The sequence below is a fragment of the Companilactobacillus musae genome (genome assembly GCF_003967595.1).
Classification (GTDB): domain Bacteria; phylum Bacillota; class Bacilli; order Lactobacillales; family Lactobacillaceae; genus Companilactobacillus; species Companilactobacillus musae.
Genome location: NZ_BIFW01000004.1, coordinates 1 through 21,629 on the forward strand (window position 1 = coordinate 1; position 21,629 = coordinate 21,629).

At 34.8% G+C, this 21,629-nt stretch carries 22 protein-coding genes; 11 read left to right on the forward strand and 11 right to left on the reverse strand.

Annotated elements, in window-relative coordinates:
• The first annotated feature begins 107 nt into the window (after window positions 1–107).
• The 5 genes from LAB100_RS11800 to LAB100_RS06515 all read left to right on the forward strand — a co-directional run bounded on the left by LAB100_RS11800 (window position 108) and on the right by LAB100_RS06515 (window position 3,258).
• On the forward strand, window positions 108–407 hold the full coding sequence (locus tag LAB100_RS11800) for a DUF2568 domain-containing protein (protein WP_371851215.1): 300 nt from the start codon (window positions 108–110) through the stop codon (window positions 405–407).
• A gap of 163 nt (window positions 408–570) precedes the next feature.
• Window positions 571–744 (forward strand): hypothetical protein, encoded by a 174-nt coding sequence (locus tag LAB100_RS11555; protein ID WP_162894205.1) that lies wholly within the window; start codon window positions 571–573, stop codon window positions 742–744.
• Between the two features lie 82 nt (window positions 745–826).
• The gene (gene nfsA / locus LAB100_RS06505; protein ID WP_119326388.1) at window positions 827–1,564 is read left to right on the forward strand and encodes an oxygen-insensitive NADPH nitroreductase; all 738 of its coding nucleotides are present in this window, start codon (window positions 827–829) and stop codon (window positions 1,562–1,564) included.
• Between the two features lie 181 nt (window positions 1,565–1,745).
• Window positions 1,746–2,570, forward strand: coding sequence for a helix-turn-helix domain-containing protein (locus LAB100_RS06510; RefSeq protein WP_119326389.1), 825 nt, complete (start codon window positions 1,746–1,748; stop codon window positions 2,568–2,570).
• 61 nt (window positions 2,571–2,631) lie between these two features.
• Complete coding sequence (locus LAB100_RS06515; RefSeq protein WP_119326390.1) at window positions 2,632–3,258, forward strand: NUDIX hydrolase; 627 nt, start codon at window positions 2,632–2,634, stop codon at window positions 3,256–3,258.
• Between the two features lie 146 nt (window positions 3,259–3,404).
• Here the strand turns inward: LAB100_RS06515 and LAB100_RS06520 are convergent, their stop codons facing one another.
• The 3 genes from LAB100_RS06520 to LAB100_RS06530 all read right to left on the reverse strand — a co-directional run bounded on the left by LAB100_RS06520 (window position 3,405) and on the right by LAB100_RS06530 (window position 7,501).
• Window positions 3,405–5,177, reverse strand: a complete 1,773-nt coding sequence (locus tag LAB100_RS06520) for an oleate hydratase (protein WP_119326391.1) — start codon at window positions 5,175–5,177, stop codon at window positions 3,405–3,407.
• Window positions 5,178–5,355: 178 nt separating this feature from the next.
• Window positions 5,356–6,180: an aldo/keto reductase gene (locus LAB100_RS06525; RefSeq protein ID WP_119326392.1), complete on the reverse strand. Its 825-nt coding sequence runs from the start codon at window positions 6,178–6,180 to the stop codon at window positions 5,356–5,358.
• Window positions 6,181–6,415: 235 nt separating this feature from the next.
• Window positions 6,416–7,501, reverse strand: a complete 1,086-nt coding sequence (locus LAB100_RS06530) for a serine hydrolase domain-containing protein (RefSeq protein ID WP_119326393.1) — start codon at window positions 7,499–7,501, stop codon at window positions 6,416–6,418.
• 160 nt (window positions 7,502–7,661) lie between these two features.
• On the opposite strand from LAB100_RS06530, the gene LAB100_RS06535 reads away from it, so the two are divergent.
• From LAB100_RS06535 to glyA, 4 genes are all read left to right on the forward strand, one after another.
• Window positions 7,662–8,210: a LemA family protein gene (locus tag LAB100_RS06535; protein WP_119326394.1), complete on the forward strand. Its 549-nt coding sequence runs from the start codon at window positions 7,662–7,664 to the stop codon at window positions 8,208–8,210.
• 12 nt (window positions 8,211–8,222) lie between these two features.
• Window positions 8,223–9,131 (forward strand): zinc metalloprotease HtpX, encoded by a 909-nt coding sequence (gene htpX, locus LAB100_RS06540; RefSeq protein WP_119326395.1) that lies wholly within the window; start codon window positions 8,223–8,225, stop codon window positions 9,129–9,131.
• Between the two features lie 221 nt (window positions 9,132–9,352).
• A complete protein-coding gene (locus tag LAB100_RS06545) occupies window positions 9,353–10,165 on the forward strand; it encodes a DNA/RNA non-specific endonuclease (RefSeq protein ID WP_119326396.1) in 813 nt (270 codons plus the stop codon).
• 4 nt (window positions 10,166–10,169) lie between these two features.
• Window positions 10,170–11,414 carry a serine hydroxymethyltransferase gene (glyA, locus tag LAB100_RS06550; protein ID WP_119326397.1) on the forward strand — a complete coding sequence of 415 codons (1,245 nt, stop codon included), beginning with the start codon at window positions 10,170–10,172 and terminating at the stop codon, window positions 11,412–11,414.
• Window positions 11,415–11,523: 109 nt separating this feature from the next.
• Here glyA and LAB100_RS06555 read toward each other — a convergent pair whose 3' ends face one another.
• Together LAB100_RS06555 and LAB100_RS11680 are read right to left on the reverse strand one after the other, a co-directional pair.
• A complete protein-coding gene (locus tag LAB100_RS06555) occupies window positions 11,524–12,156 on the reverse strand; it encodes a hypothetical protein (protein ID WP_119326398.1) in 633 nt (210 codons plus the stop codon).
• 203 nt (window positions 12,157–12,359) lie between these two features.
• Window positions 12,360–13,184 (reverse strand): SLAP domain-containing protein, encoded by an 825-nt coding sequence (locus tag LAB100_RS11680; RefSeq protein ID WP_119326586.1) that lies wholly within the window; start codon window positions 13,182–13,184, stop codon window positions 12,360–12,362.
• Window positions 13,185–13,462: 278 nt separating this feature from the next.
• Between LAB100_RS11680 and LAB100_RS06565 the strand changes: the two genes are divergently transcribed.
• Window positions 13,463–14,221, forward strand: coding sequence for a lectin-like domain-containing protein (locus tag LAB100_RS06565; protein ID WP_119326399.1), 759 nt, complete (start codon window positions 13,463–13,465; stop codon window positions 14,219–14,221).
• A 204-nt stretch (window positions 14,222–14,425) separates the two neighbouring features.
• Window positions 14,426–17,068 carry a hypothetical protein gene (locus tag LAB100_RS06570; RefSeq protein ID WP_119326400.1) on the forward strand — a complete coding sequence of 881 codons (2,643 nt, stop codon included), beginning with the start codon at window positions 14,426–14,428 and terminating at the stop codon, window positions 17,066–17,068.
• Between the two features lie 60 nt (window positions 17,069–17,128).
• Here the strand turns inward: LAB100_RS06570 and yjeM are convergent, their stop codons facing one another.
• The 6 genes from yjeM to LAB100_RS06595 all read right to left on the reverse strand — a co-directional run bounded on the left by yjeM (window position 17,129) and on the right by LAB100_RS06595 (window position 21,629).
• Entirely contained in the window at window positions 17,129–18,655 is a 1,527-nt protein-coding gene (yjeM, locus tag LAB100_RS06575; RefSeq protein ID WP_119326401.1) for a glutamate/gamma-aminobutyrate family transporter YjeM, read from the reverse strand.
• Window positions 18,656–18,694: 39 nt separating this feature from the next.
• Complete coding sequence (locus LAB100_RS06580; protein WP_119326402.1) at window positions 18,695–20,125, reverse strand: C69 family dipeptidase; 1,431 nt, start codon at window positions 20,123–20,125, stop codon at window positions 18,695–18,697.
• A 9-nt stretch (window positions 20,126–20,134) separates the two neighbouring features.
• Entirely contained in the window at window positions 20,135–20,461 is a 327-nt protein-coding gene (locus LAB100_RS06585; protein ID WP_119326403.1) for a heavy metal-binding domain-containing protein, read from the reverse strand.
• A gap of 172 nt (window positions 20,462–20,633) precedes the next feature.
• A complete protein-coding gene (locus LAB100_RS06590; protein WP_119326404.1) occupies window positions 20,634–20,819 on the reverse strand; it encodes a CsbD family protein in 186 nt (61 codons plus the stop codon).
• Between the two features lie 283 nt (window positions 20,820–21,102).
• Complete coding sequence (locus tag LAB100_RS11765; protein ID WP_281273983.1) at window positions 21,103–21,237, reverse strand: hypothetical protein; 135 nt, start codon at window positions 21,235–21,237, stop codon at window positions 21,103–21,105.
• A 152-nt stretch (window positions 21,238–21,389) separates the two neighbouring features.
• Window positions 21,390–21,629 carry a hypothetical protein gene (locus tag LAB100_RS06595; RefSeq protein WP_119326405.1) on the reverse strand — a complete coding sequence of 80 codons (240 nt, stop codon included), beginning with the start codon at window positions 21,627–21,629 and terminating at the stop codon, window positions 21,390–21,392.

The following is a 21,629-nucleotide window of genomic DNA, read 5'->3' on the forward strand; positions in this document are numbered from 1 at the left end:
TAAACAGATTTTGACCGGAAATAGTGGCTTGAAAATCACTTAATATTTCTATATTACAAAGCTAGCACTACGCGTTATTTACAATAAACGCTTTTATTAGATTTTTAATTGAAATACTGACCGTAACTCTTGTCATTACTATTGGTTTAACCAAATACTCAATTCCCCTAAATATTTTAATTGGAATAATCTTACCAATAATTTTCATACTGTTATGGGCTACTTTCATAGCGCCTAATTCTCCAAGACGAGGTTCTATATTCTTACAAATTTTTATCGAGCTGATGGTTTTCAGTACTTGCACATATTTATTGATGTTCAAAATATCCATAATGGCCGGATCAGTCTACCTATCAGTTACTTTCTTAAATACTATAATTATTCATCTAGGAAATACATTATCATAAAAAAACAACTTACCATTATTTATATCGACTAAGTACCTGACTGGGATTTATTTTCTCGTAATAAAAATAGACAATTATACAAATCAGAGCAAGTTATTACTCCCTTTAACTTTTACAGTCTTACAATGAATTATTCAGAAGTAAAAGACTGGAGGTAATATTCATGGTACCTATTGAAGATAAAACTTTTCGAGGTTTTGAATTAATGATCATGAAAAATGCCATTGTTGATATTCTAACAACCGATTCTGTCAATATGATCATTAACTATCACGTCGACCCTAATAAAGACAAACGTCCGGTTCAGCCCAGTTTGATAAATCGACTTAACTTCTAAAGTAAGTCACCATCTTCTTTTTTCAGAAAGTGTTATGATGTCAAAATAGACTTTAAACTTTTTGAAAAAATGAGGTTTTAAAATGAATCAAACTATTGATAACTTGTTACAACATGTTTCTGTCCGAAACTTTACTAACCAAAAGGTCACTACTGAACAAAAAAATGCTTTATTAGACGCTGCTCAAAGTGGTTCAACCTCTGAATTTGTTCAGGCATTTTCAATTATTGAAATAACTGATTCAAAGTTACGCCAAGAAATTTCAGATATTACGATTAGTTCACCACATGTTAAAGAAGCTGATACTTTTTATATCTTTGTTGCCGACCTAAATCGCCAAGCCCAACTTCTTAAAGCACACAATCAAAGTCTCGACAGTATCAAAAACATGGAATCCCTTTTAGTTGCAACTGTTGATACGACCATTGCGGCTCAAAATATGGCGACTGCTGCCGAATCAATGAATTTAGGAATCTGTTACATTGGCAGTATTCGCAATAACATCAAAAAAGTTGCTCAAGCAATTGATTTACCAAAATATACTTTTCCACTTTTTGGCATGACTATCGGTGTCCCCGAACTTAAAAATCAGCATAAACCTCGCTTGCCTCAAAAAAATCAAGTTGCTATTAATTCATACAAGCAATTACAAGCCGATAACTTATCGGAATATGATCAAAAAGTTAAAACTTACTATGCTAACCGTAAGTCAAACCCCCAGGACACCACTTGGACAGAAAAGAATTTAAATATCTTTGATCATATCCATCGTCCTGAAGTTGCTGCTTTCTTGAAAGAACAAGGTTTTTCCTTAGAATAATTCATATAGTTATAACTTACATTTATTTGTTGAGTTATAGCTTTTTTTATTTTCTGAAAATTTACATAATTAATACAAAAGTTTACAATAATTGAACACAAAATACACACTACTTTTATATTATTTGATTATAGAAATAAATAATTAGTCTTACCGAATAAAAATTGTAGGTGTGAATGATATGGATAATTTAGGTGATATTTTAAAAGAAACTAGACAACAAAAACGGTTATCACAACTGGAAACAGCCGAAGATATCTGTTCTCAATCGACCCTTTCTGAAATTGAGCATAATAAGTACATCCCCAATACACAACTATTAATCAATCTCTGCCAAAGATTATCAATTGATTTTGATAACTTATCTTTAGCAGAAAATTTTAAAATTGGCAAAGAAAAATATTTCAATCAAAAAGTTAGATCCTTTTATAAAAGCCATGATTATAAAACTTTGCAAGCCTTTTTAAATCGACCAACCGTCATTGAAACAGTGCAGACAAGCAAACAAACACAAGCATATTATTTTTATCTTTCAGTTTGTGCGTTGCGCTTAGAACATGGTTTTGACAATGCAAAGGAATTACTTAAACTCTCTCTAGCTAGTGCCGGTCACAGTCGCAAACAAACCACACTAACTAGAATAGGTAACATTTCTTTAGCATATATCTACGCTCGTCAAGGTCTTAAAACTTCCGCTTATCGACAAATAAGTCTATCCCTCAAAAATATCCACAAAACTGACTACGAGGAAAATCTCAATTTAATTTTCTACGTGGCTGCCCTCTCGTACTTTGAGCTTTCCCAATTTGATTTAGCTATTGAAACTATTGAAGATGGAATTCACTTCACTATAAACAACGGATCACGCTTTATGCTAATCAACAGCATTTATCTAATGGCAAATATTGCTAACGTCATCAAACAAAACAATGCTCATTTAGCACTTAGAAGTTATGATTTATTCAACAATTTTATCCATGAAAGAACGTTTGAAAAAGCAAATTAATGAAAGCGTTATTTTTATTATCCTTAAAATGATATACTGCGAATAAAGGATGGTAATAAAAATGGATGATGTGGAATTATTAATTGAACAATTACAAGCAATCGCTCAAACAGGCAAACATTATAGCAAAGATGTTTTTGATCGAGAACGTTATGAACAATTGGAAACTGTCGCCAAAAAATTAACCACACAACTAACCAACAACGCTACACCTAAACAATTGGATATATTTTTTGACGCTGACACTGGTTATGTAACTCCTAAAGTAGATATTCGAGCTGCAACTTTTAAAGACGACAAGATTCTCTTAGTCCGTGAAAAAAGTAGTGGACAATGGTCAATCCCTGGTGGTTGGGGCGATATCGGTTACTCAGCAAGTGAAATAGCTGTCAAAGAAACCTTTGAGGAAGCTGGAATTCGTACTCAACCTAATCGTTTAATAGCTATCAAAGATATGCAAAAAAATCATTATCCTAAGAAGAATCTCAATTATATCTACAAATTATTCTTTGAATGTACGCCAGTTGAAGATAACCTTCACAGCGGCGTTGAAACCTCTGATGTTAAATACTTTACTCTCGATGAAGCTTTGAATTTAGATTTATCATTAGCACGAAATATGCGTGAGGATTTTAAGATGGCTTTTGAATGCCACCATTCTGAGAATTGGCAAACCTATTTTGATTAATTGATAATTATATGAGACAAAACAAATAGACCGCTAAAGTATTAATTACCTTAGTGGTCTATTTGTTTTGTCTCAAAATTCTGTACTTATATAGACAGTAGCTCTGAAACGAGCTACACAGAAACTGATTGCATCTGTTTTGCTCTCTACAGTAGATGTGCGTCTTTCAACAACTCTTCAATATAAGTTCCATGGACCTTTTCCATGACCTTCTTCTCAACTAAACGTTCCTTAAATGGCAATTTAATATCTTCAATCTTTTGTTTGCCATCTAAGTAATAGATTGCTCTCAACAATGTACGAACATCAAAGGCTGATCCAAATACTTCTGGAACTCCACGATCAACGTTCAACAATGTATAAACGGCTTCCATTGCTGTTCTAACTGAATATTCTGTCGTAAAGACAGTGTCACGTTCTGTTTCAGCAAAATTACCAATAAAGGCTAAGTTCTTTGAACCTTCTGGTACTACTAGTGGACGGTCGCCGACTTTTCTTGGCATGAAGTATGATGTGATATATGGCATATGTGCTGGAATAGTATTTGCATGATTTTCAGCAATATCTTTAATCTTATCTGTTGGTACACCGATATGGTAAAGCCACTCTTCACAAAGTTCATCACCGGTACATTCAGTAATCTTCTTATTTACAAAGTTACCTGGTTTATCTGAAAATAGTCCATAGACCCAAACTACCAATTCATTATCCTTTTGTCTCTTAAAGTGTTTTTGACGACTAATTGAATATCCATAAAGCCAGTTAGAATCTTTAATGCTTACTGGACCGCTTGTTACAATTGATCCACTGTGAGGGTCTTTTTGACTAATTTTTTCAATATATGGTACGGCTTCGTCATCAGTCAAAGTAATTGTTCCTGAAATTACCCAGTTAGCATCGGGTATATTCTTGCAAAAGACATCAGGATTACCAAAGGCTTTATCTTGTTTAGCCAAATTTTCCCATAGTTGCCAACTACTTCCTAATTCATGCTCAGTTGGTGCTGGGTGTGTCTTATCACCATAAGTTGTACTTTCAGTAATTGAACCGTTGGTAACAAAGACTAAGTCATTTTCAGTAAGACTAACTGTGCTGTTCTTACCGTCAGTTGTCATATCAATTTCTGTGGCAACCTTAGTTCCATTTGAAGTATCAACTTTAATATTATTAACGTGTGTATTATATGTAAATTGAACGCCCTTGTCTTCCAAGAACTTGATCATTGGTTGAATCAAGGATTCATATTGATTGTATTTAGTGAATCTTAATGAAGAAAGATTTGACAATGAATCAATATGATGACAGAAACGCATCAAGTAACGTCTCATTTCCATAGCACTGGCCCATGGTTCAAAGGCAAACATTGTTGACCAATATAACCAGAAGTTTGAATTCAAGAAATCTTCTGTGAAGACTTCATTGATTTTCTTATCGCCCAAATCTTTCTCAGGTGTCATAACAAGATCAATCAACTCTTTGACTGCTTTAGGTGTCAAAGTCAATTGTCCTTCTGTTGGCAATTCCTTACCTTGTTCTTGAATTACTCTGCCGTGAGAAAAACTAGGGTCCTTCTTATTTAACCAATAGAACTCGTCCAAAACAGAAACATCAGGATTTTCCAATGAAGGAATTGATCTGAACAAATCCCAAAGTGTCTCAAAGTGAGGTTCCATCTCTCTACCACCACGGATGATATAACCTTTTTGCTCATTACAAATACCATCCATACTACCACCGGGTAGAGCGAGTTCTTCTAGAACATGAATCTTGTCGCCTTTCATTTGACCGTCACGAACAAGGAATGCTGCAGCAGCCAAACCCGCTAATCCAGAACCAACAATATAGGCCGATTTATTATCAACGCCTTCTGGTTTCATTGGTTTAGCAAATGCTTCATAATTACCATTACTTCTATACATAAGAATCACCTCTTGATTCCATGTAACTGCTTACAGCTAAAATATAGTTCTATTGACACTAAGATACAATAGTAAAATTGTGATTTTTTTGTGAAATTTAGATTTATTTTTAATTATATTTTGAGACAAAATAAAAAAAGAGTGGCATTTGAGACATTCTCAAACATCACTCTCATTTTTAGAATTCTTCATAAACTGCAGGATCTTGGTTTTCTGTACGACCATCTGGTCTAGTTAGATCATTAATTTTTTCCATATCGGATTGTGAAATTTCAAAATCAAAAATATTCATATTTTCGCGTTGTCTAATTGGAGATGAAGACTTAGGAATTGGAATCGTATCTAATTGATATTCCCATCTCAAAATAATTTGGCCAACTGATTTATGATACTTTTGACCCAACTGTACCAAAGTTTCATTCTTCAAAACTGAACTAGCACGCCCAAGTGGGCTCCAATCCATTGTTACAATACCATTTTCCTTATCAAATTGACGCATTTCTTTTTGATTGAAATATGGATGCAATTCGATTTGATTAATAGCTGGTAAAATACCAGTTTCTTTTTGAAGTTTTTCCAAATGTTCAGGTAAGAAGTTGCAGACACCAATTGACTTAACCAAGCCAAATTTTTGGGCATCAATTAAAGCTTGCCAAGCTTCAACATACATCCCACGTTTAGGATTAGGCCAGTGCAACAAGTACAAGTCAAAATAATCTAAATGTGAACGATACAATGATTCTTGTAAAGCGGTAATCGCGTCATCATAAGCATAATAACGACCTGGCAATTTAGAAGTTACCGTCAATTTATCACGGTTAATACCACTTTCTGCAATAGCTTTACCAACTGTACCTTCATTTTCATAATTATAGGCAGTATCAATCATTCTATAACCGTTGTTAATGGCTGAAACTATACTTTGTACACCTTTACGACCGTTCAACTTATACGTTCCAAATCCAAAGTCTGGAATCTGTTGACCATCATTTAATTTATACATAAATACGCCCCTCTCAATAAACTAATATTAACGTACAACAAATTCTGGTATTCAACAATTATTTTAGTTTTTTGGGCAAAAAAAAGTCCTACATCAATCCGTGATGTAGGACTTTAGACCACTTTACAGAAAACTTTGGAATGTGCAAAGCGGTCATTTTGAATCACAGGTAGGCTACCTGCACAATTAATAATACAGGCTTTGCTTCAAAATAGCCAGCCTTTTTCACAAATAATCAATTTTCATCATCTAATAACTGATAAATCTGCTTAGCAGTTGGTTTGACATCGGCCGCAATCCGAGAATAATTCTCTAAAACTATAACGCCGTTCTTACCATTATTGGACATATGAACTACACCTTGAAAACCATATCCCCAGCCATTAGCAAAGTTGTCGTTCTTGCCATGGTACAAACCACCGCCATAGGTACTTGAACTACCAGGCTTGTATAATTCTTTACGAGATTTTTCCGTCAACATTGAACCAGTCAAAATATACTTTTCTACCTTATAAAGATCCGCAGCACTCATATATACTTGCCCAGTTCCTAGTTCATCGAATTCAAACGACCGCTTAGTGTAATAAGCATTTTTGTAATCCAAGCGAGCAGATAAAGGATCAATATTATTATAGCCATTAGCCTTTTGCAAACTAGGTTTCTCATCATAAGCAAAAATAGTATGTTTTAAATCAAGCTTTTTGATGAAAGCATGCGTAAATAATTTCCGATAGGACTTACCTGTAACCTGTTCCAAAATGCCACTTAATAAATTGTAATTAATTGGTGAATAAAACCACTTATTATACAGAATGCTAGAGAATTTAATATTATCAATATCGTTATCAATAATGTCAGAATCAGACATAACCTTATCTGGTCCTACATCCCCCTTCAATACCAAACCAGAAGTCATATCTAGCATCTGTCTAATTGTAATTTTTTTACTACCAGGTATTTGTGGATAAAATTTGGCTAATTTATCTGATAATTTGAGGCGTTTTTTCTGCACTTGTTTCATAATCAACGCCGCCGTCATAGACTTTTGAATTGAATCAATTTCGTAAGTAGTATTCTTATCGTTATAAATGCCATTATAAAAATCAGAATAACCACGACTTGTTTGATAAATTGGTTTGCCATCTTTAACAACCAATAAGGTTCCTGAATAACCTTTATTATCCAATAAGCTATTAACCTTCTGATCGAAATCATCTCCGGCCGTCGGATCAACTGAACTATCAGCTAAAACAATCGTGCTAGAAAAAGTTCCTAAAAGAATTATTTCTAACATCAAAATAGGTAAAAATGTTTTTTTCATATATATACACCTGTGAAACCTACTACGTACCTTCCCATATCGTAATTATAAATTAACTTGGTCAAAAACAATAATAATAAACTCGATACCTTATCGCATTTCACACCCCTATTCAGTCGTTATGTTAAAATATAGCCAATACAAAAAGAAGGAGATTTAAATGAATACAATAATAATAATTGCTATTATCTTAGTGATAATCGTTATCTATGCTGGCATGTACAATAGTCTAGTTAAAGCTCGTAATCGTGCTCGTGAATTCAGCTCACAGATCGATGTACAACTAAAACGTCGGACTGATTTGATTCCTAACCTAGTTGAAACCGTTAAAGGTTATGCCAAACATGAAAAGGAAACTCTAGCTCAAGTTATTGAAATGAGAAACAACGTTACTAATGCCAACTCACTTCAAGACAAAGTTGATGCTGACAATGCTTTGACTGGTGCTTTGAGACAAGTCTTTGCTTTGGCCGAAAGTTATCCTGATCTAAAAGCTAACCAAGAATTCTCTCAATTAATGGAAGAACTTTCCAACACAGAAAACAAAGTTTCTTATGCACGTCAAGCTTACAACAGTCAAGTACAGGCTTACGATACAGCTATCCAAACTTTCCCACGTAATATTATTGCAGGTATTCATGGCTTCAAAGAAATGAATTTCTTGCAAGTTCCTGACGTGGACAAAGTTGCTCCTAAAGTTAAGTTTTAATCGAGGTAACTTATGATTTACCAGCAAATTGATCGTAATAAACGTAAAACTTACTTGATATTTTTCATTTTCTTTTTGTTATTAGCTGCTTTGGGAAGTTTCATCGGTGCTTATTTCTTCGACAATATTTATTCAGGAATAATTATTGCCCTAGTAATTGCTATCGTCTATACACTGATAACTTACTTTCAATCAACTAGTATCGTTATGCAAATGAATGGTGCTAAAAAACTTAATTCAGCTAAAGATGCTCCTGACCTTTGGCATATTATCGAGGACTTGGCAATGGTTGCTGATATTCCATTACCAGATATTTATATTATCGACGATCCAAGTCCAAATGCCTTCGCCACTGGTCGCGATCCACAACATTCAGCTGTAGCCGTTACAAGCGGCTTATATAAAATGATGAATCGTGAAGAACTTGAAGGTGTTTTAGCACATGAAATCTCTCACGTTAGAAACTACGATATTCGAGTTTCAACCATTTCTGTTGCTCTGTCATCAGCAGTCATTTTAATTTGTTCCATTATTGGTAATGCCTATCGTTGGTGGATTCCAATGCGAGATGATGATCGCGATGGCAACAATTCCAACGCCATTCGTGTTGTTTTGTGGTTAGTTGGTTTAGTCTTCGCAATTCTAGGACCAATGATTGCTAGTTTAGTTCAAATGGCAATCTCTAGAAATCGTGAATATCTAGCCGACGTTTCTGGTGCAGAACTTACTCGTAATCCTCAAGGCTTGATCAACGCCCTAGAGAAATTACAAGAAAGCACCAAGCCAATGAAAAAAGTCGATGATGCCAGTGCCGCATTATATATCGATGATCCAACTAAGAAAAAGCATTTTTCAGGGCTCTTCGATACCCATCCACCTTTGGATAAACGTATTGCGGCACTGAAAAAAACATTTGAATAGTAACTTTGAACTGATCTTGATTACTATTATTAAGGTCAGTTTTTTATTCTTATTTTAGAAATCGTTTTATTTCAAAATAAATATACAGTTATATAGTTTTTAACTATTACACTATATACGAATTAAATTATACAATTCAGCAAATATTGTTCAAGATTTCTGAAAGTTTATGATAAAATCAAACATGAAGACAATCAATCTTCGTAGTGAGGGGAAATATTATGTATATGTTGTTATTAGTCGTTTTAGGGGCGATCGTGTTATTCACCACGTTCATGGTCAAACCCAAACGTCGGATTCATCGACGCTTAGTTTCATTGGGGGTATTGCTAGTTATAGTTGGTGGTTCAGGAATCTATGAATCCTATCAGAACACTGGACAAGAAACAGGTGACAATCCGCGACAGTCGGAAAAATCCACAACCTCTTCTAGCTCTGATTTAGCCAATCTAGACTATCAAGGCAACCAAGAAATCACCGTCAATAACAATAATCCTACTTTCACAAAATCCGAACTAAATGTCTCGAACGGTCCTTGGCAACAATTCGCTGACTTGGACAATCTTAACCGAGCCATTCAGGCAGATGCATTATTGAGTAAAAGCTTGATGCCTACCGCAAAACGTGAACCTTTGTATGTCAACCCTACTGGTTGGCACAACAAACACATTAAGGGAGGCTGGCTATATAATCGATCACACCTAATTGGTTATCAATTGACAGGACAGAATAATAATCCTAAAAATTTGATGACTGGTACACGTTCGTTGAATTCACCAGAGATGCTCAAGCATGAAAACGATATTGCTTATTACATTAAGCAAAACCCTAACAATTATATTAGGTATCGCGTTAAACCGATATATCGTGGCAATGAATTAGTTGCTCGAGGAGTTCAAATGATGGCTGAATCAATGACTGCCAATGGTCAACCAGATAACGGAGTTTCTTTCAATGTCTATATCTTCAACATTGAAAAGGGTGTCAAGATTAATTATAGTGATGGTACCAGTGTAATTAATAATAATTATTAAGGAGATGGTCGTAGTGCAATATAGTACAGGTGATAAGGAAATTTTCGATCTAATTAAAAAGGAAGAGAACCGACAAAATAGAAATATTGAGTTGATTGCTTCTGAAAATATCGTTTCTGATAATGTTAGAAAAGCTCAAGGTTCAGTTTTAACTAATAAATACGCTGAAGGATATCCTGGGCATCGTTATTATGGTGGTTGTGAAAACATCGATCAAATCGAACAAATCGCAATTGATCGTGCCAAAAAATTATTCAACGCTGAATACGTTAACGTTCAACCACATTCAGGTTCACAGGCTAATGCTGCCGCTTATCAAGCAGTTTTAAAACCTGGTGATTCTGTTTTGGGTATGGATCTTAATGCTGGTGGTCACTTAACACACGGATCAAGAGTTAACTTTTCTGGTAAAGTTTATAACTTCCATTCATATGGCGTTAATAGTGAAGGCTTGATCGACTACGATAACGTTCAAAAGATTGCTGAAGAAGTTCAACCAAAACTTATCGTTGCCGGTGCTTCTGCTTATAGCCGTATCATTGACTTCAATAAGTTTAGAGAAATCGCAGATTCAGTTGGTGCTTACCTAATGGTCGACATGGCCCATATTGCTGGACTTGTTGCCGTAGGTCTTCACCCTACTCCAGTTGGAGTTGCTGATATTGTAACTACTACTACTCACAAAACACTACGTGGACCTCGTGGCGGTATGATCTTAGCTAAAGCAGAACTAGGTAAAAAGCTTAATTCTGCAGTCTTTCCAGGAACTCAAGGTGGTCCTTTGGAACACGTTATTGCTGGTAAGGCAGTTGCCTTTGGCGAAGATCTACAACCTGAGTTTAAAACTTACATGGAACAAGTTATCAAAAACGCCGCTGCTATGGCAAAAGTTATCAATGATGCTGATAACCTTTCCGTATTAACTGGCGGTACAGATAACCACTTGCTTAATGTTGTTTTAACAGAATGTGATTTGAACGGTATGGAAGTTCAAAACCTTCTTGATTCAATTCATATCACTACTAACAAGGAAGCCATTCCAAATGATCCATTGCCACCAAAATATACATCTGGACTTCGTCTAGGTTCTCCTGCTATTACATCAAGAGGATTCGATGAAAAGGATTGTGAAGAAGTAGCTCGCATTATTGTTGACGCTATTAAGTATCATGATGATCCAGAAAAGCTCCAAGAATTGGATGCACGTACAAAAGCTTTGACTGACAAGCATCCCGTTGAATTTAACTAAAAATTGTATGTAAAAAGCGGACCTCTATTTTAGAGATTCGCTTTTTTTGTGCTTATTTGTTGTTGAATGATAAAAAAATTCTATTATTCATAATAATATTTCAATACTATTAAATATCTGTTTTGCTGAATAAATAAGATGATTCTACCCATTCATTTGTAGCAACACGATAATATGTGACACCTGCATATTTCTTTACTTGATCAGAATACCAGGGAGTCCCATTACTTAAAGCTCGATTAGTAATATCAAAAATTTTACCATCAGTAGTCGAAAATCCTACTAGTGGCACGTAAAGATCTCCATTCTTATTAACAACTCTCACTACTTCCTTATGCATAGTGACAATGGCTGTTTCAGGAGCGGATTCGGGATCAACCTTTGTATATGTTGGAACCTGTAATATTCTGTATCCTGTTGCCGTTCTCTGAATAGAGATAGTATCTTGACTAGGTACATAGCCCTTCACTTCAGGTGTTTCCTGTGTATCAATATCACCAACATTTTTTGCATTAACAATATCAGTAGAAACTATTTTTTTTCCGCCATCAACATTAACCCCAAAACTTAAACTAGTTAATATCCCACCATATGGATCATTGAAATCTAAATAATTGTCTTGATTAGCATCTGCCTGGACGATTGTTTCTCCATCTGCATATCCAATAATAGGTACGGAAATGGGTGCAGTTATCAATAACATTGCTGCAGTTATTCCTAAATACTTAATTTTTTTATTCAATTTAATTCCCCCATAGATTTTATTTTCTTCTAAAGAATAACAAATCACTGTGTCACATTATGACAATCTAAGTGTTTCTGTTAATTTTTTCATTTTTTTATAAAAATGAAGCTATCCTAAAATATTCAAAAAAACGAACTTCTACGTAATTAGAAGTTCGTCTTTTTGCGATTCATTTATTTATTGTTGAGTGATATATAATTCTATTGAACGTCGCTTGCTGCAACCCATTCGTCTGTGGCTACACGATACATCTTTACGCCATTAATTGTGGCTGATCTATCAGAATACCATGGAGTATTCTTTGCCAAAGCACGATTTGTCACTGCTTTACCTGTTGAAGTATAAAGACTAGCTTGTTTATTTGTATTTACGGTTGTGCTATTTGGAAATACTTCTATACCGTCTGATTTTTTGATCCATTCATTTGTAGCAACGCGATAATATGTTGTTCCGTTAATGTCCATTTGTCTATCAACTCCCCAAATTGAAGTTTTAGATAGTACTGGAGCTGTAAGATTTCCTTTATCATCATATGTAGCCGCATCTATTAATGGTGAGAAAGTTGTTACCCAATTTGTTCCAGGAACAGTAACATTATTATCATCAGAGCTTGAATTGTCAGAAGAACTGTCCTTTGTATAAATTATTGGACTATCAAGAGTAGTAAACCCTAATACCTTATTTGTCTTCCATTCAAGTTTCAAACCCATCAATTCAGTTGGATGGTTAACTGTATAGCCATCAAATGTTTGCAATTTAGCATTTGCATATCTTTTTCCAGAAAATTCACCTGGTGACATTGTTACATCATCAAATGAAACTGAAATTTGTTGACCATCTTTAGTTGCAGGTACCATACCACTAATTGTATAAGTACCATCATCATTCTTAATAAAATCTTTTACAGCATATCCTGGCGCACTTGCTGCCTCTACTTTTGTTTCCGTGGTAGTGCCAAGAACTGGTGCTGCGATTGGTGCAACAGCTAACAAAGTGGCTGCGACAACACCGGCATATTTAATCATTTTTTTCAAAATCTTTTCCCCCAATAAAAATATTTAATTTACTTCTAAATAGTAGCAAACCACTGTGTCACATTATGACAATATGACCGTTTTAAAATAAATTTTTCAAAAAATAATTATTTTTGAAAAAAGAAAATAATTTAAATCACAACTTGATATAAATAGTTATATAAAATGATTATCATGATTTTAATTCAAAGTGTAGTATGTATATATGAACAGTTTCATTAACATATGAAATACTTTCATTTGTATATTCTAATTAGGGGGATTATCAAGTGAGATTATCTAAACTCAAAATTATTTTCTCAATATTATTTATATTAACTTTAGGATTTATTAGTCATACTACTCTAGTTCAGGCTGTAAATGCGCCTAGCAAAGATTCGGTCTTCGAAGATGCACCTGACGGCTTGAATCTAAATGGTTTGATTGAAAATCCCAATTACGAAAACGGTACTAACGACGCCAAGCTCAATACTGACTTTCCGGTCAACATTGTGGAAATGCTAACCAAAGACGGCGGCACCGATCAAATCAGTTCTTTTTGGGGTAAGAAATATAAAAGTGGCGATTCTGGTGCATTGAACAACTACTTTGATTTAACCAAGAAGCAAACTATTTCAGCTTGGATTTATATGGGAGATGTTTATCACTACTATCGTGAAACAACTTCTAAAGACACTGATTATACTCCTGGTATGAATGACAACAAAGCACCAGATGGTTTAGCTCTTGTATTACAAAATGATGATCGGGGTGCCAAAGCTATCTCAACTGCTATTTCCGGTGATGATAAGGGTTCTCCTTCTTATGGTGAAACACTCGGCGTTTGGGGTGGTAGTACAACTGATCATTCACCTGCTATGTCTTCGGGTCTCACATATCCTAGTAGCAGTTTATTCCACGAAAAAATTCAAAATGGGGCTATTCAGAATAGTTTCGCATTGGAATTAGATAATGTACAAAACTATCAGGCTCCTAGTTTGAAAATAAAAGACATTAATTATCAGAAAATAACTGGTAAAGATGACTAATTTGATGTTGCAAACGACTATAAAGGTCAACATTTAGCAGTTGGTTATCCTGGTGATAAAGACGAATATACTGACTATTCAACTGATGGTTATCTGTCTGGCTTTTTAACATCTAGTCGTGGATATTATTTTTCACAAAAATATCAAAGTGGTACTTCTAATAACGTTCAAATATCAGGTTACTTATCTGATAGTGCAGCAGATATGAATCTTGATAAATCTTGGAAACACTTAACATTCAAATACACTCCTGTTAGTTCAACTACGGCTAACTTTAGTTATGCCTTTAATGACCAAGAACGCGATGGTACAGCTAAACCTGCATATCTACGAAACACTGGTAATGGATCAATCGATCTCACTAAACTAGGAGATAGTAAGGATGTTCGTTGGGGATTCACAGCTTCTACTGGTTCTCAATATTCCGCTCCTAATGACGTAGCTATCGTTATGCAACAAATGCCAAGTACCGCTAATGTTCAAAGTTCAGTTAAATTAACCGATATGTCACAATACAATAGTGATGGAACCTTGGGCCGAGATATTAGCAATTTAAATGAAAACAAAGGATACAGACCAAGCAATCCCAATCCTATTTCTTCATTTATCAATAACCCTTCCTATAATGTTGCCAATAAAGATAACCTACGTTTCCAATATGGTCTAACCTATACATCAGGAACTCTAGAAACTGGTGAAATTAATGCTAGTTTAAAGTTACCTGAAAATGTTGATTTCACGCCTGATTCTTCTAGCAATAATCAAAATGTTGGTAAAATTGTTTACGCTGGTACGAATAATAGTAGTCAAGACATCCCTGCCAGTGATATTACAGAGGATTCTGATGGTAACAAAGTCATTAATCTCAAGCTCAAAACTATGGACAATGCGGGTCAACAAGCAACTGTTTATCTATATGGTCAGGCTGATTCCGATACAACCCCTAAATTAGTTGAAGGTGAACCAACTTCTTTCGATAGTCAAAACTACATTGAAGATGTTACTTCACCAACCTTTATTATTAACGACCAGTTACAAAACTCTACCACTAAGGCGGAACAAGATGTTTCCTACAATGACGACGTTACAATTAACGGAACAACTAACTATGCTCATGATTCCACATTTGATGGTAATGATTTAACTATCCATACCACAATCAATGGCAAGGCTTTAGATGATACCCAAGTAGAAACTACTAAAGGCAATAAAAATGCCGACTATTCTATGGTCGCTACTAAGGCATCATCAAGTGGCAGTCCTTTGAAAATCGGCAAAAATACTGTTGATGTTTATGCTGTTGATTCAATGAACCGTGTTTCTAACATTCAAACTTATACAATTAACGTTAAAGATTATAAAGACCTTACTCTTACAGCCACTGATAAAGATCCGATGACTGTAGAAATTTCTGATTCGATTCGATTAAACAGTCAAGCTCAATACAGCAATGGCGACAAAATCACCGATATCGGACCAATATCAGGATATCTCAAGATTGATGATGGCGACTTTGAAAAGACGACTTTCAGTGGTGGTTCAGCGGTTTCTGATATCACTAACTTATACTTGGACTTAGCCGCTGTTAAACTACCTGTCGGACAACACACGATTAAGTTATATATTAATGACGGCGTTCGTGATTCAAATACGGTCACTTATCATATCAACGTTATCAATAAAAAGTTGATTTTAACTGCTAATTCAAGTGATACTAATCAAACGGTTTACGACAACAGCGATGTAACTCTCCGTGGTAGCTTTGCCTACGATGATACTTCTGATTTTGCAAATAAAACTACAAGTATTAAGTATCAAATAACTAGTGCAGACGGTACTAAACAAGCCGAAGTCACTAAAGAAGTCGACCCTCAGAGTACTAACAAAGCTAACTTTTCACTTGATTTGGAACCTATCGGTAAAAAACTTCTTAGTGGAAACTCTACTCAAAATGTTAATGACTATTTAAAGACAGCTACCGGTCTAAAGGTAGGTAAAAACGAAATTACTGTAACTGCTTATGATGGCAAGGATGCGACATCTAATACTGCTACATACATTGTTAATATTCCTGATATCACACCTACTATCTCATCTTCTAAACTAAGCCAAACAGTTATTTCCCAAATGAAACTTAATTTTCCAATCGAATTTACTTACCCAGATGTATCAAGTCACAAATATCAATTACAAGCACAGGATCTAGCTATCTTTGCGAATGTCAAAGATAGCTCCGATGATCCGACTATGACTGTTCTTGATCAACCGAAAACTTCAGAGGGTAAAGTTGATACTCCATATACTCTCAAAGCTCAATCTCAATGGGCCAAAAATTTAATTGTCGGTAACAATGATCTTTCGGTTTACTTAATGGACCCTTACTTAAGAAAAACTAACACTTTGGATTATCAACTAGATGTTTTACCAAAGGGTACTCAAATAGAAGTTGGCAATTACCACTTTGAAACTATTGATCCAAAAGAGAAAATTGACGATTATGTAAAACGTGATGGTAATTGGAACGTAAAAATTGACAGTTATCACGACAAATGGAATCTCAGAGCTCAAGCTGATAATATGTTGCACAAGAATATTGCTGGTCAATACACTGATGTTTCTAACCTAGAATTGGTCGATTTTGACAAAGACAGCAGTTCAGCTACTTCCCTAACTCAAAATCCTATCGTTGCTTCAGGTGATACTAGCGATTCAGCAACTCCCGTTTCTTATAACCTCTTCGGATCAAATAGTGATTCTAACGACGGTATCCTACTCAAGACTAACGGAGTTCCTTTGAGTGGTGAATATAAGAGCACAATTAAGTGGTTGATTTCTGATTCAATTTAATTTTCCAGACACAAAAAAACAGACCTTATCAAAATTGATAAGATCTGTTTTTTTTGCTTACTAATCTTCAGTATCAACTGAAATAGCAGCTTTTTTCGACCTGTGTTCATATCTGTAATAAAGTACAAACCCAACAAGACCAAATACCACTGGACCAAGAATTGTCCAAAGAGCATCTGTATATGCGCCTTCCATAATTGGTTGGAGCAATGTAAAGATAATAGCGAAAGCTAATACTAAGAAGACAATCACTGTAACTGTCCACATAGCCTTCTTATTCTTATAGAACAAGTAAGGCTTTTCAATATCTTTGTTCATATTAAAGAATGGATATGCACCAACTAAGAACAAATATGGAACTGTTGTTGAAACATTAGCCATCAATGTCAAAACATTATAAAGTGCTTTGGCATTCTTACCACCCATATCAACGATCAAGATAAGGACGATAACAACAATAGCTTGAATCCACATTGCATAAGCAGGCATACCATGTTTATTTAACTTTGTAACCTTTGCAGGCCACAAATCTTTTGGAGTTCCTAATATAAATGACTTCAATGGTGAATAAATCAAAACAAAGAAAGCACCCATATAAAGAACGAACATATCAAAACCAGTAAATCTAGCTAACCACTCACCTAATGTAATGGCAGCGGCACTACCTAATCCAATATGATTACCAAATTGATAACCAAGATTACTCATCATAACATAAGTAATATTACCCAAGTTAACATTACCTTTGGCAATAACAGTATTCCAGTTAGCACTCATTGACCAACAGAAGATTGTTAGTGAATACATTAATGCCATAATAACGGCGGCAATTAAAACACCACGTGGAAAATCACGCTTAGGATTCTTCATACTATCTGTAACACCACCAACAGATTCCATACCACCATATGCAAAGATTGCATAAACAATAAAGGAAACCATCCCTAATGGTGAAGAAAAAGCAGGATTAGCAGAATGAATAAAAGTATCTAATCCATTAATTGGTTCAGCTGTGTGGAAGCCTGACATAAATAGAACTGCCAAACTCAACACGAAGAAAATAACTTGCAAGGCAATTGTCATGATTCCACCAAAACTTGTGATTTTGGTAATAGTATCAATACCTTGTGAAGCTGTAAATGTAACAAAAATAATCCAGAGAACAGCTAAAATACCAATAACTTGTGTAGCACTTAATCCAAACATACCCCAAGTTTGAGTTGCATCATGGCCAGCAAACATCGTTGACAATGGAATCCAAACTTTTGAAGAAGTTGACACTAGCCAAACTTCCCATGAAGCTAACCACATAAAGGTACCGATGAAAGCCCATTTTGCACCAACGGCTCCCTCGATCCAAGAATAAATTCCACCTTTTGCTTCATTAAAAGCAGAACCATATTCCGCTACCATAAATCCTACTGGTAGAAAGAAGAATAATGCAGCGAAAATATACCAAACAATACTTGCTAATCCCATCTGCTCGTAAGCAACAGTTGTATTAGCGAATCCAAAGATCGCCGTGAAAATCATCATTATTAAACCAAATAATGTGATTGTTTTTTTCGACGAATTACCATCATCCATTATATAAAACCCCTCATTTAATTTTCAAAGTACAAATTTTTATAAATTCATATCTGTCTTGAAGTTTAGAGGTGAAAAATCAGTCGAGTCCGTAATTAACTGAGCAATTAGCTCTTTATAGCCATCAAGTGAAACTTTTGCCATTTCAAATGAAGCCTTTGTTAAATAATTAGGTAATTTATCATCATCTTTGCTCAAGGCTTGCTTATCAAAATCATTCAACATTTTGCGAAGTGTGATATTGATATCCTTTTGCTTGGCTTGGAAATCTTTTCCAAGTTCTTTGTAGTGACCATCTAATAAAACTCCGGCCAATTTATAAGTCCAATAAGCTGACTTACCATCATATGGTAGCTCCCCGAGTTTGTATTCTTCAGGAGTATCAGTCATACCCATATAAAACGGTACATAGATACTTTGTGAGGCAACACCCATAGCTAACCATTGAACACAAGCAATTTCAGGAGCCATATTGGGTCTTATTTGCAAGACGTGTGACTCTTGAGTTTTAGCCAAACTGATTGGACGATAACGTTTGCTATTAGCTGACTTGTTCAAAGGATCGAATTCGGTCTTTTGATAGTGAGATGCTAAATAGTCTTGTGCGTCATCAACACTTAACAAACGATTTGCCTTCTTAATGAAAGCTAAATCTTCACTTTCTGGGCTCTCATCAGTCGCACCAGAAAATTGTTGTTGTCCCCACCAAACACGGGGAGTACTGTAAATTTCATCAGACAAATCGTGTGTTCCAAAAATTTCTCTAAAATTAAATCCATTGGGTCTAACATTCAAATGATTATCTTCAACGAATTTCTTAATATCTTGGCGATACAAGAAGTTGTTTGAATCATCAAAGTTTATCTCTTGAATAGCTAGTTGATTGGCAACAACCGCGTAACTATCGTCGGGGATACGTTGCGCAACCCAATAATGACCTGATCCACTTTCAAAGTACCAAACTTCGTCTTTATCCGAGAACAAGACGCCGTTAGTTTCACAGGTTCCATAATCTTCAACAATCTTACCTAGACGCAAAACACCTTCCCGAGCGGTTTGAACATAAGGTAAAACTACTGTGATCATGGCTTCTTCGCCAATACCATTTTCAACAAGAGGATCAACGCCTAATACACGTTGGTTTGAATAAGCACTTTCAGTAGCACTCATTCCAACGCCATATTCGTTAAAACCATCCTCTTCAAATAATCCTTCTTTAAAGGTCCATTCAGGAGTGGCAGAATATTTATAGCGAATTTTAGGTAGGTCTATTTGAAAATCATTGGCTTTAGAAACGAATTTTTGATCATCATTAAATTCTTTATGTTCATGGATTACAAAATGTTTGGGCCATGAAGCCTTAGCATCTTCATTTCTTCCGATAATAGTTGAACCATCAACGGTAGCATTCTTTCCAATCAATATACTTGTACAAGCTGATAAAGAACTTTTGTTATATTCTAATGCCATCTAATCACCTTACTTAAATTTTACTGCGGTACCATATGCTGCAACTGTTTCCATGTCAGCGCTGATCGAATCAGAATCAAAACGCATCATTACCACCGCATCAGCTCCCATGTCCAAAGCATTTTGACGTAAACGGTCAATTGCAATATCACGAGCTTCTGTCAGTAATTCCGTATAAGCTTTAATTTCTCCACCAACAATATTTTTAAAACCAGCGCCGATATTCTTGACGACATTTTTCGATTGAGTCGTTAGTCCAAAAACTTCACCGATAATCTCGTAGTCACGACCTGGTACATTTTCAGTTGTAGTAACTAATATCTCGCTCTTCTCCATTGATTCACCTCACAAAAATAATTATTTCACTCCATTAAATAATGTAACACACAAATACCCCAATATGGTTATAACTCAAGAATAATTGTGAATTATTTTCAATATAAATATATAAATAAAAAAAGCTATCACAACGCTGTGATAGCCTGTCTTGAATCACTTTATGTGATTACTATTTATCGGTTTTTTCATTGATTTTTTTAGCGACTTTGTCTACTACTTCATCAGCTTTTTCTTTGGCTTTGCTCATTTTTTCTTGAACTTTGCCTTTCAATTCTTGCTTGTCATCGCCAGATGCTTTACCGACCGCCTGATTCGTTTTACCTTTGACCATATCTTTTTTACTTTCCATACTCATAATAAAACTCCTCTCTTATTTCTTCTATAAATAAAGTTTAGCAAGTTGCTGGTGGATTGGGCAAGTTTTTAGATTCTTCAAAATTTTGATTTTTAATAAAAACAAAATAACACCTACTAAGAGATCAAGGTTTGGATATTGTGAACCTTTAATCTTTTAATAGATGCTATCTGTTTTATATTATTTTGAAATTTAGAACATTTAATTACTTATAGGAACAACGCATTTTCAATGTTCCAACTTATGAGTTCTTAATGTAAAACTACCTATATTATATCAAGAACTACAAATCGATAGTCATAACCATCTGGCAAATGAAATAAATTACGGCGACAACAATAAACATTTGTACAAAACTTATGTTACGACCAACTCTTTGTGTCTTTCTCTTTTGATGTAATCTATCGATTCTCGTCATTTGTTACACCCGCCTTTCTTATTTATGTCTATACCTTTATTTTATATATATTTTTTAAAATGTTCACTTTCTAAAGAATCCTTAAACAAATAAAAATAGTTAGGTCATTTTCGACCTAACTATTTGACAATTGATTTATTTTGCTAAACTTTTTAATCCTTCTTAACACTGTCCTTAAAGAACTCTACCGTAATATCGAAGATTGGTTTCATAATAGCCATGATCATTAATGCCAAATCGACAAATAATAATTTAACCATCCAAGTTACTGACATTGATGTCGTAAAATGGAAGTATAAGGCAAATAATCCTAAGAATACCGCCACAAAAACGAAAATATAAATTACTACAAGTCCCACTAAGTTTTCTACTTCTGTTTCTTTATGTTTCAC

Bases quoted from the DNA above. Each gene is read 5' to 3' on its own strand.
- LAB100_RS11555 (WP_162894205.1), top strand. From the start codon at position 571: ATGGTACCTATTGAAGATAAAACTTTTCGAGGTTTTGAATTAATGATC.
- nfsA (WP_119326388.1), top strand. From the start codon at position 827: ATGAATCAAACTATTGATAACTTGTTACAACATGTTTCTGTCCGAAAC.
- LAB100_RS06510 (WP_119326389.1), top strand. From the start codon at position 1,746: ATGGATAATTTAGGTGATATTTTAAAAGAAACTAGACAACAAAAACGG.
- LAB100_RS06515 (WP_119326390.1), top strand. From the start codon at position 2,632: ATGGATGATGTGGAATTATTAATTGAACAATTACAAGCAATCGCTCAA.
- LAB100_RS06520 (WP_119326391.1), bottom strand. From the start codon at position 5,177: ATGTATAGAAGTAATGGTAATTATGAAGCATTTGCTAAACCAATGAAA.
- LAB100_RS06525 (WP_119326392.1), bottom strand. From the start codon at position 6,180: ATGTATAAATTAAATGATGGTCAACAGATTCCAGACTTTGGATTTGGA.
- LAB100_RS06530 (WP_119326393.1), bottom strand. From the start codon at position 7,501: ATGAAAAAAACATTTTTACCTATTTTGATGTTAGAAATAATTCTTTTA.
- LAB100_RS06535 (WP_119326394.1), top strand. From the start codon at position 7,662: ATGAATACAATAATAATAATTGCTATTATCTTAGTGATAATCGTTATC.
- htpX (WP_119326395.1), top strand. From the start codon at position 8,223: ATGATTTACCAGCAAATTGATCGTAATAAACGTAAAACTTACTTGATA.
- LAB100_RS06545 (WP_119326396.1), top strand. From the start codon at position 9,353: ATGTATATGTTGTTATTAGTCGTTTTAGGGGCGATCGTGTTATTCACC.
- glyA (WP_119326397.1), top strand. From the start codon at position 10,170: ATGGTCGTAGTGCAATATAGTACAGGTGATAAGGAAATTTTCGATCTA.
- LAB100_RS11680 (WP_119326586.1), bottom strand. From the start codon at position 13,184: ATGATTAAATATGCCGGTGTTGTCGCAGCCACTTTGTTAGCTGTTGCA.
- LAB100_RS06570 (WP_119326400.1), top strand. From the start codon at position 14,426: ATGAATCTTGATAAATCTTGGAAACACTTAACATTCAAATACACTCCT.
- yjeM (WP_119326401.1), bottom strand. From the start codon at position 18,655: ATGGATGATGGTAATTCGTCGAAAAAAACAATCACATTATTTGGTTTA.
- LAB100_RS06580 (WP_119326402.1), bottom strand. From the start codon at position 20,125: ATGGCATTAGAATATAACAAAAGTTCTTTATCAGCTTGTACAAGTATA.
- LAB100_RS06585 (WP_119326403.1), bottom strand. From the start codon at position 20,461: ATGGAGAAGAGCGAGATATTAGTTACTACAACTGAAAATGTACCAGGT.
- LAB100_RS06590 (WP_119326404.1), bottom strand. From the start codon at position 20,819: ATGAGTATGGAAAGTAAAAAAGATATGGTCAAAGGTAAAACGAATCAG.
- LAB100_RS11765 (WP_281273983.1), bottom strand. From the start codon at position 21,237: ATGACGAGAATCGATAGATTACATCAAAAGAGAAAGACACAAAGAGTT.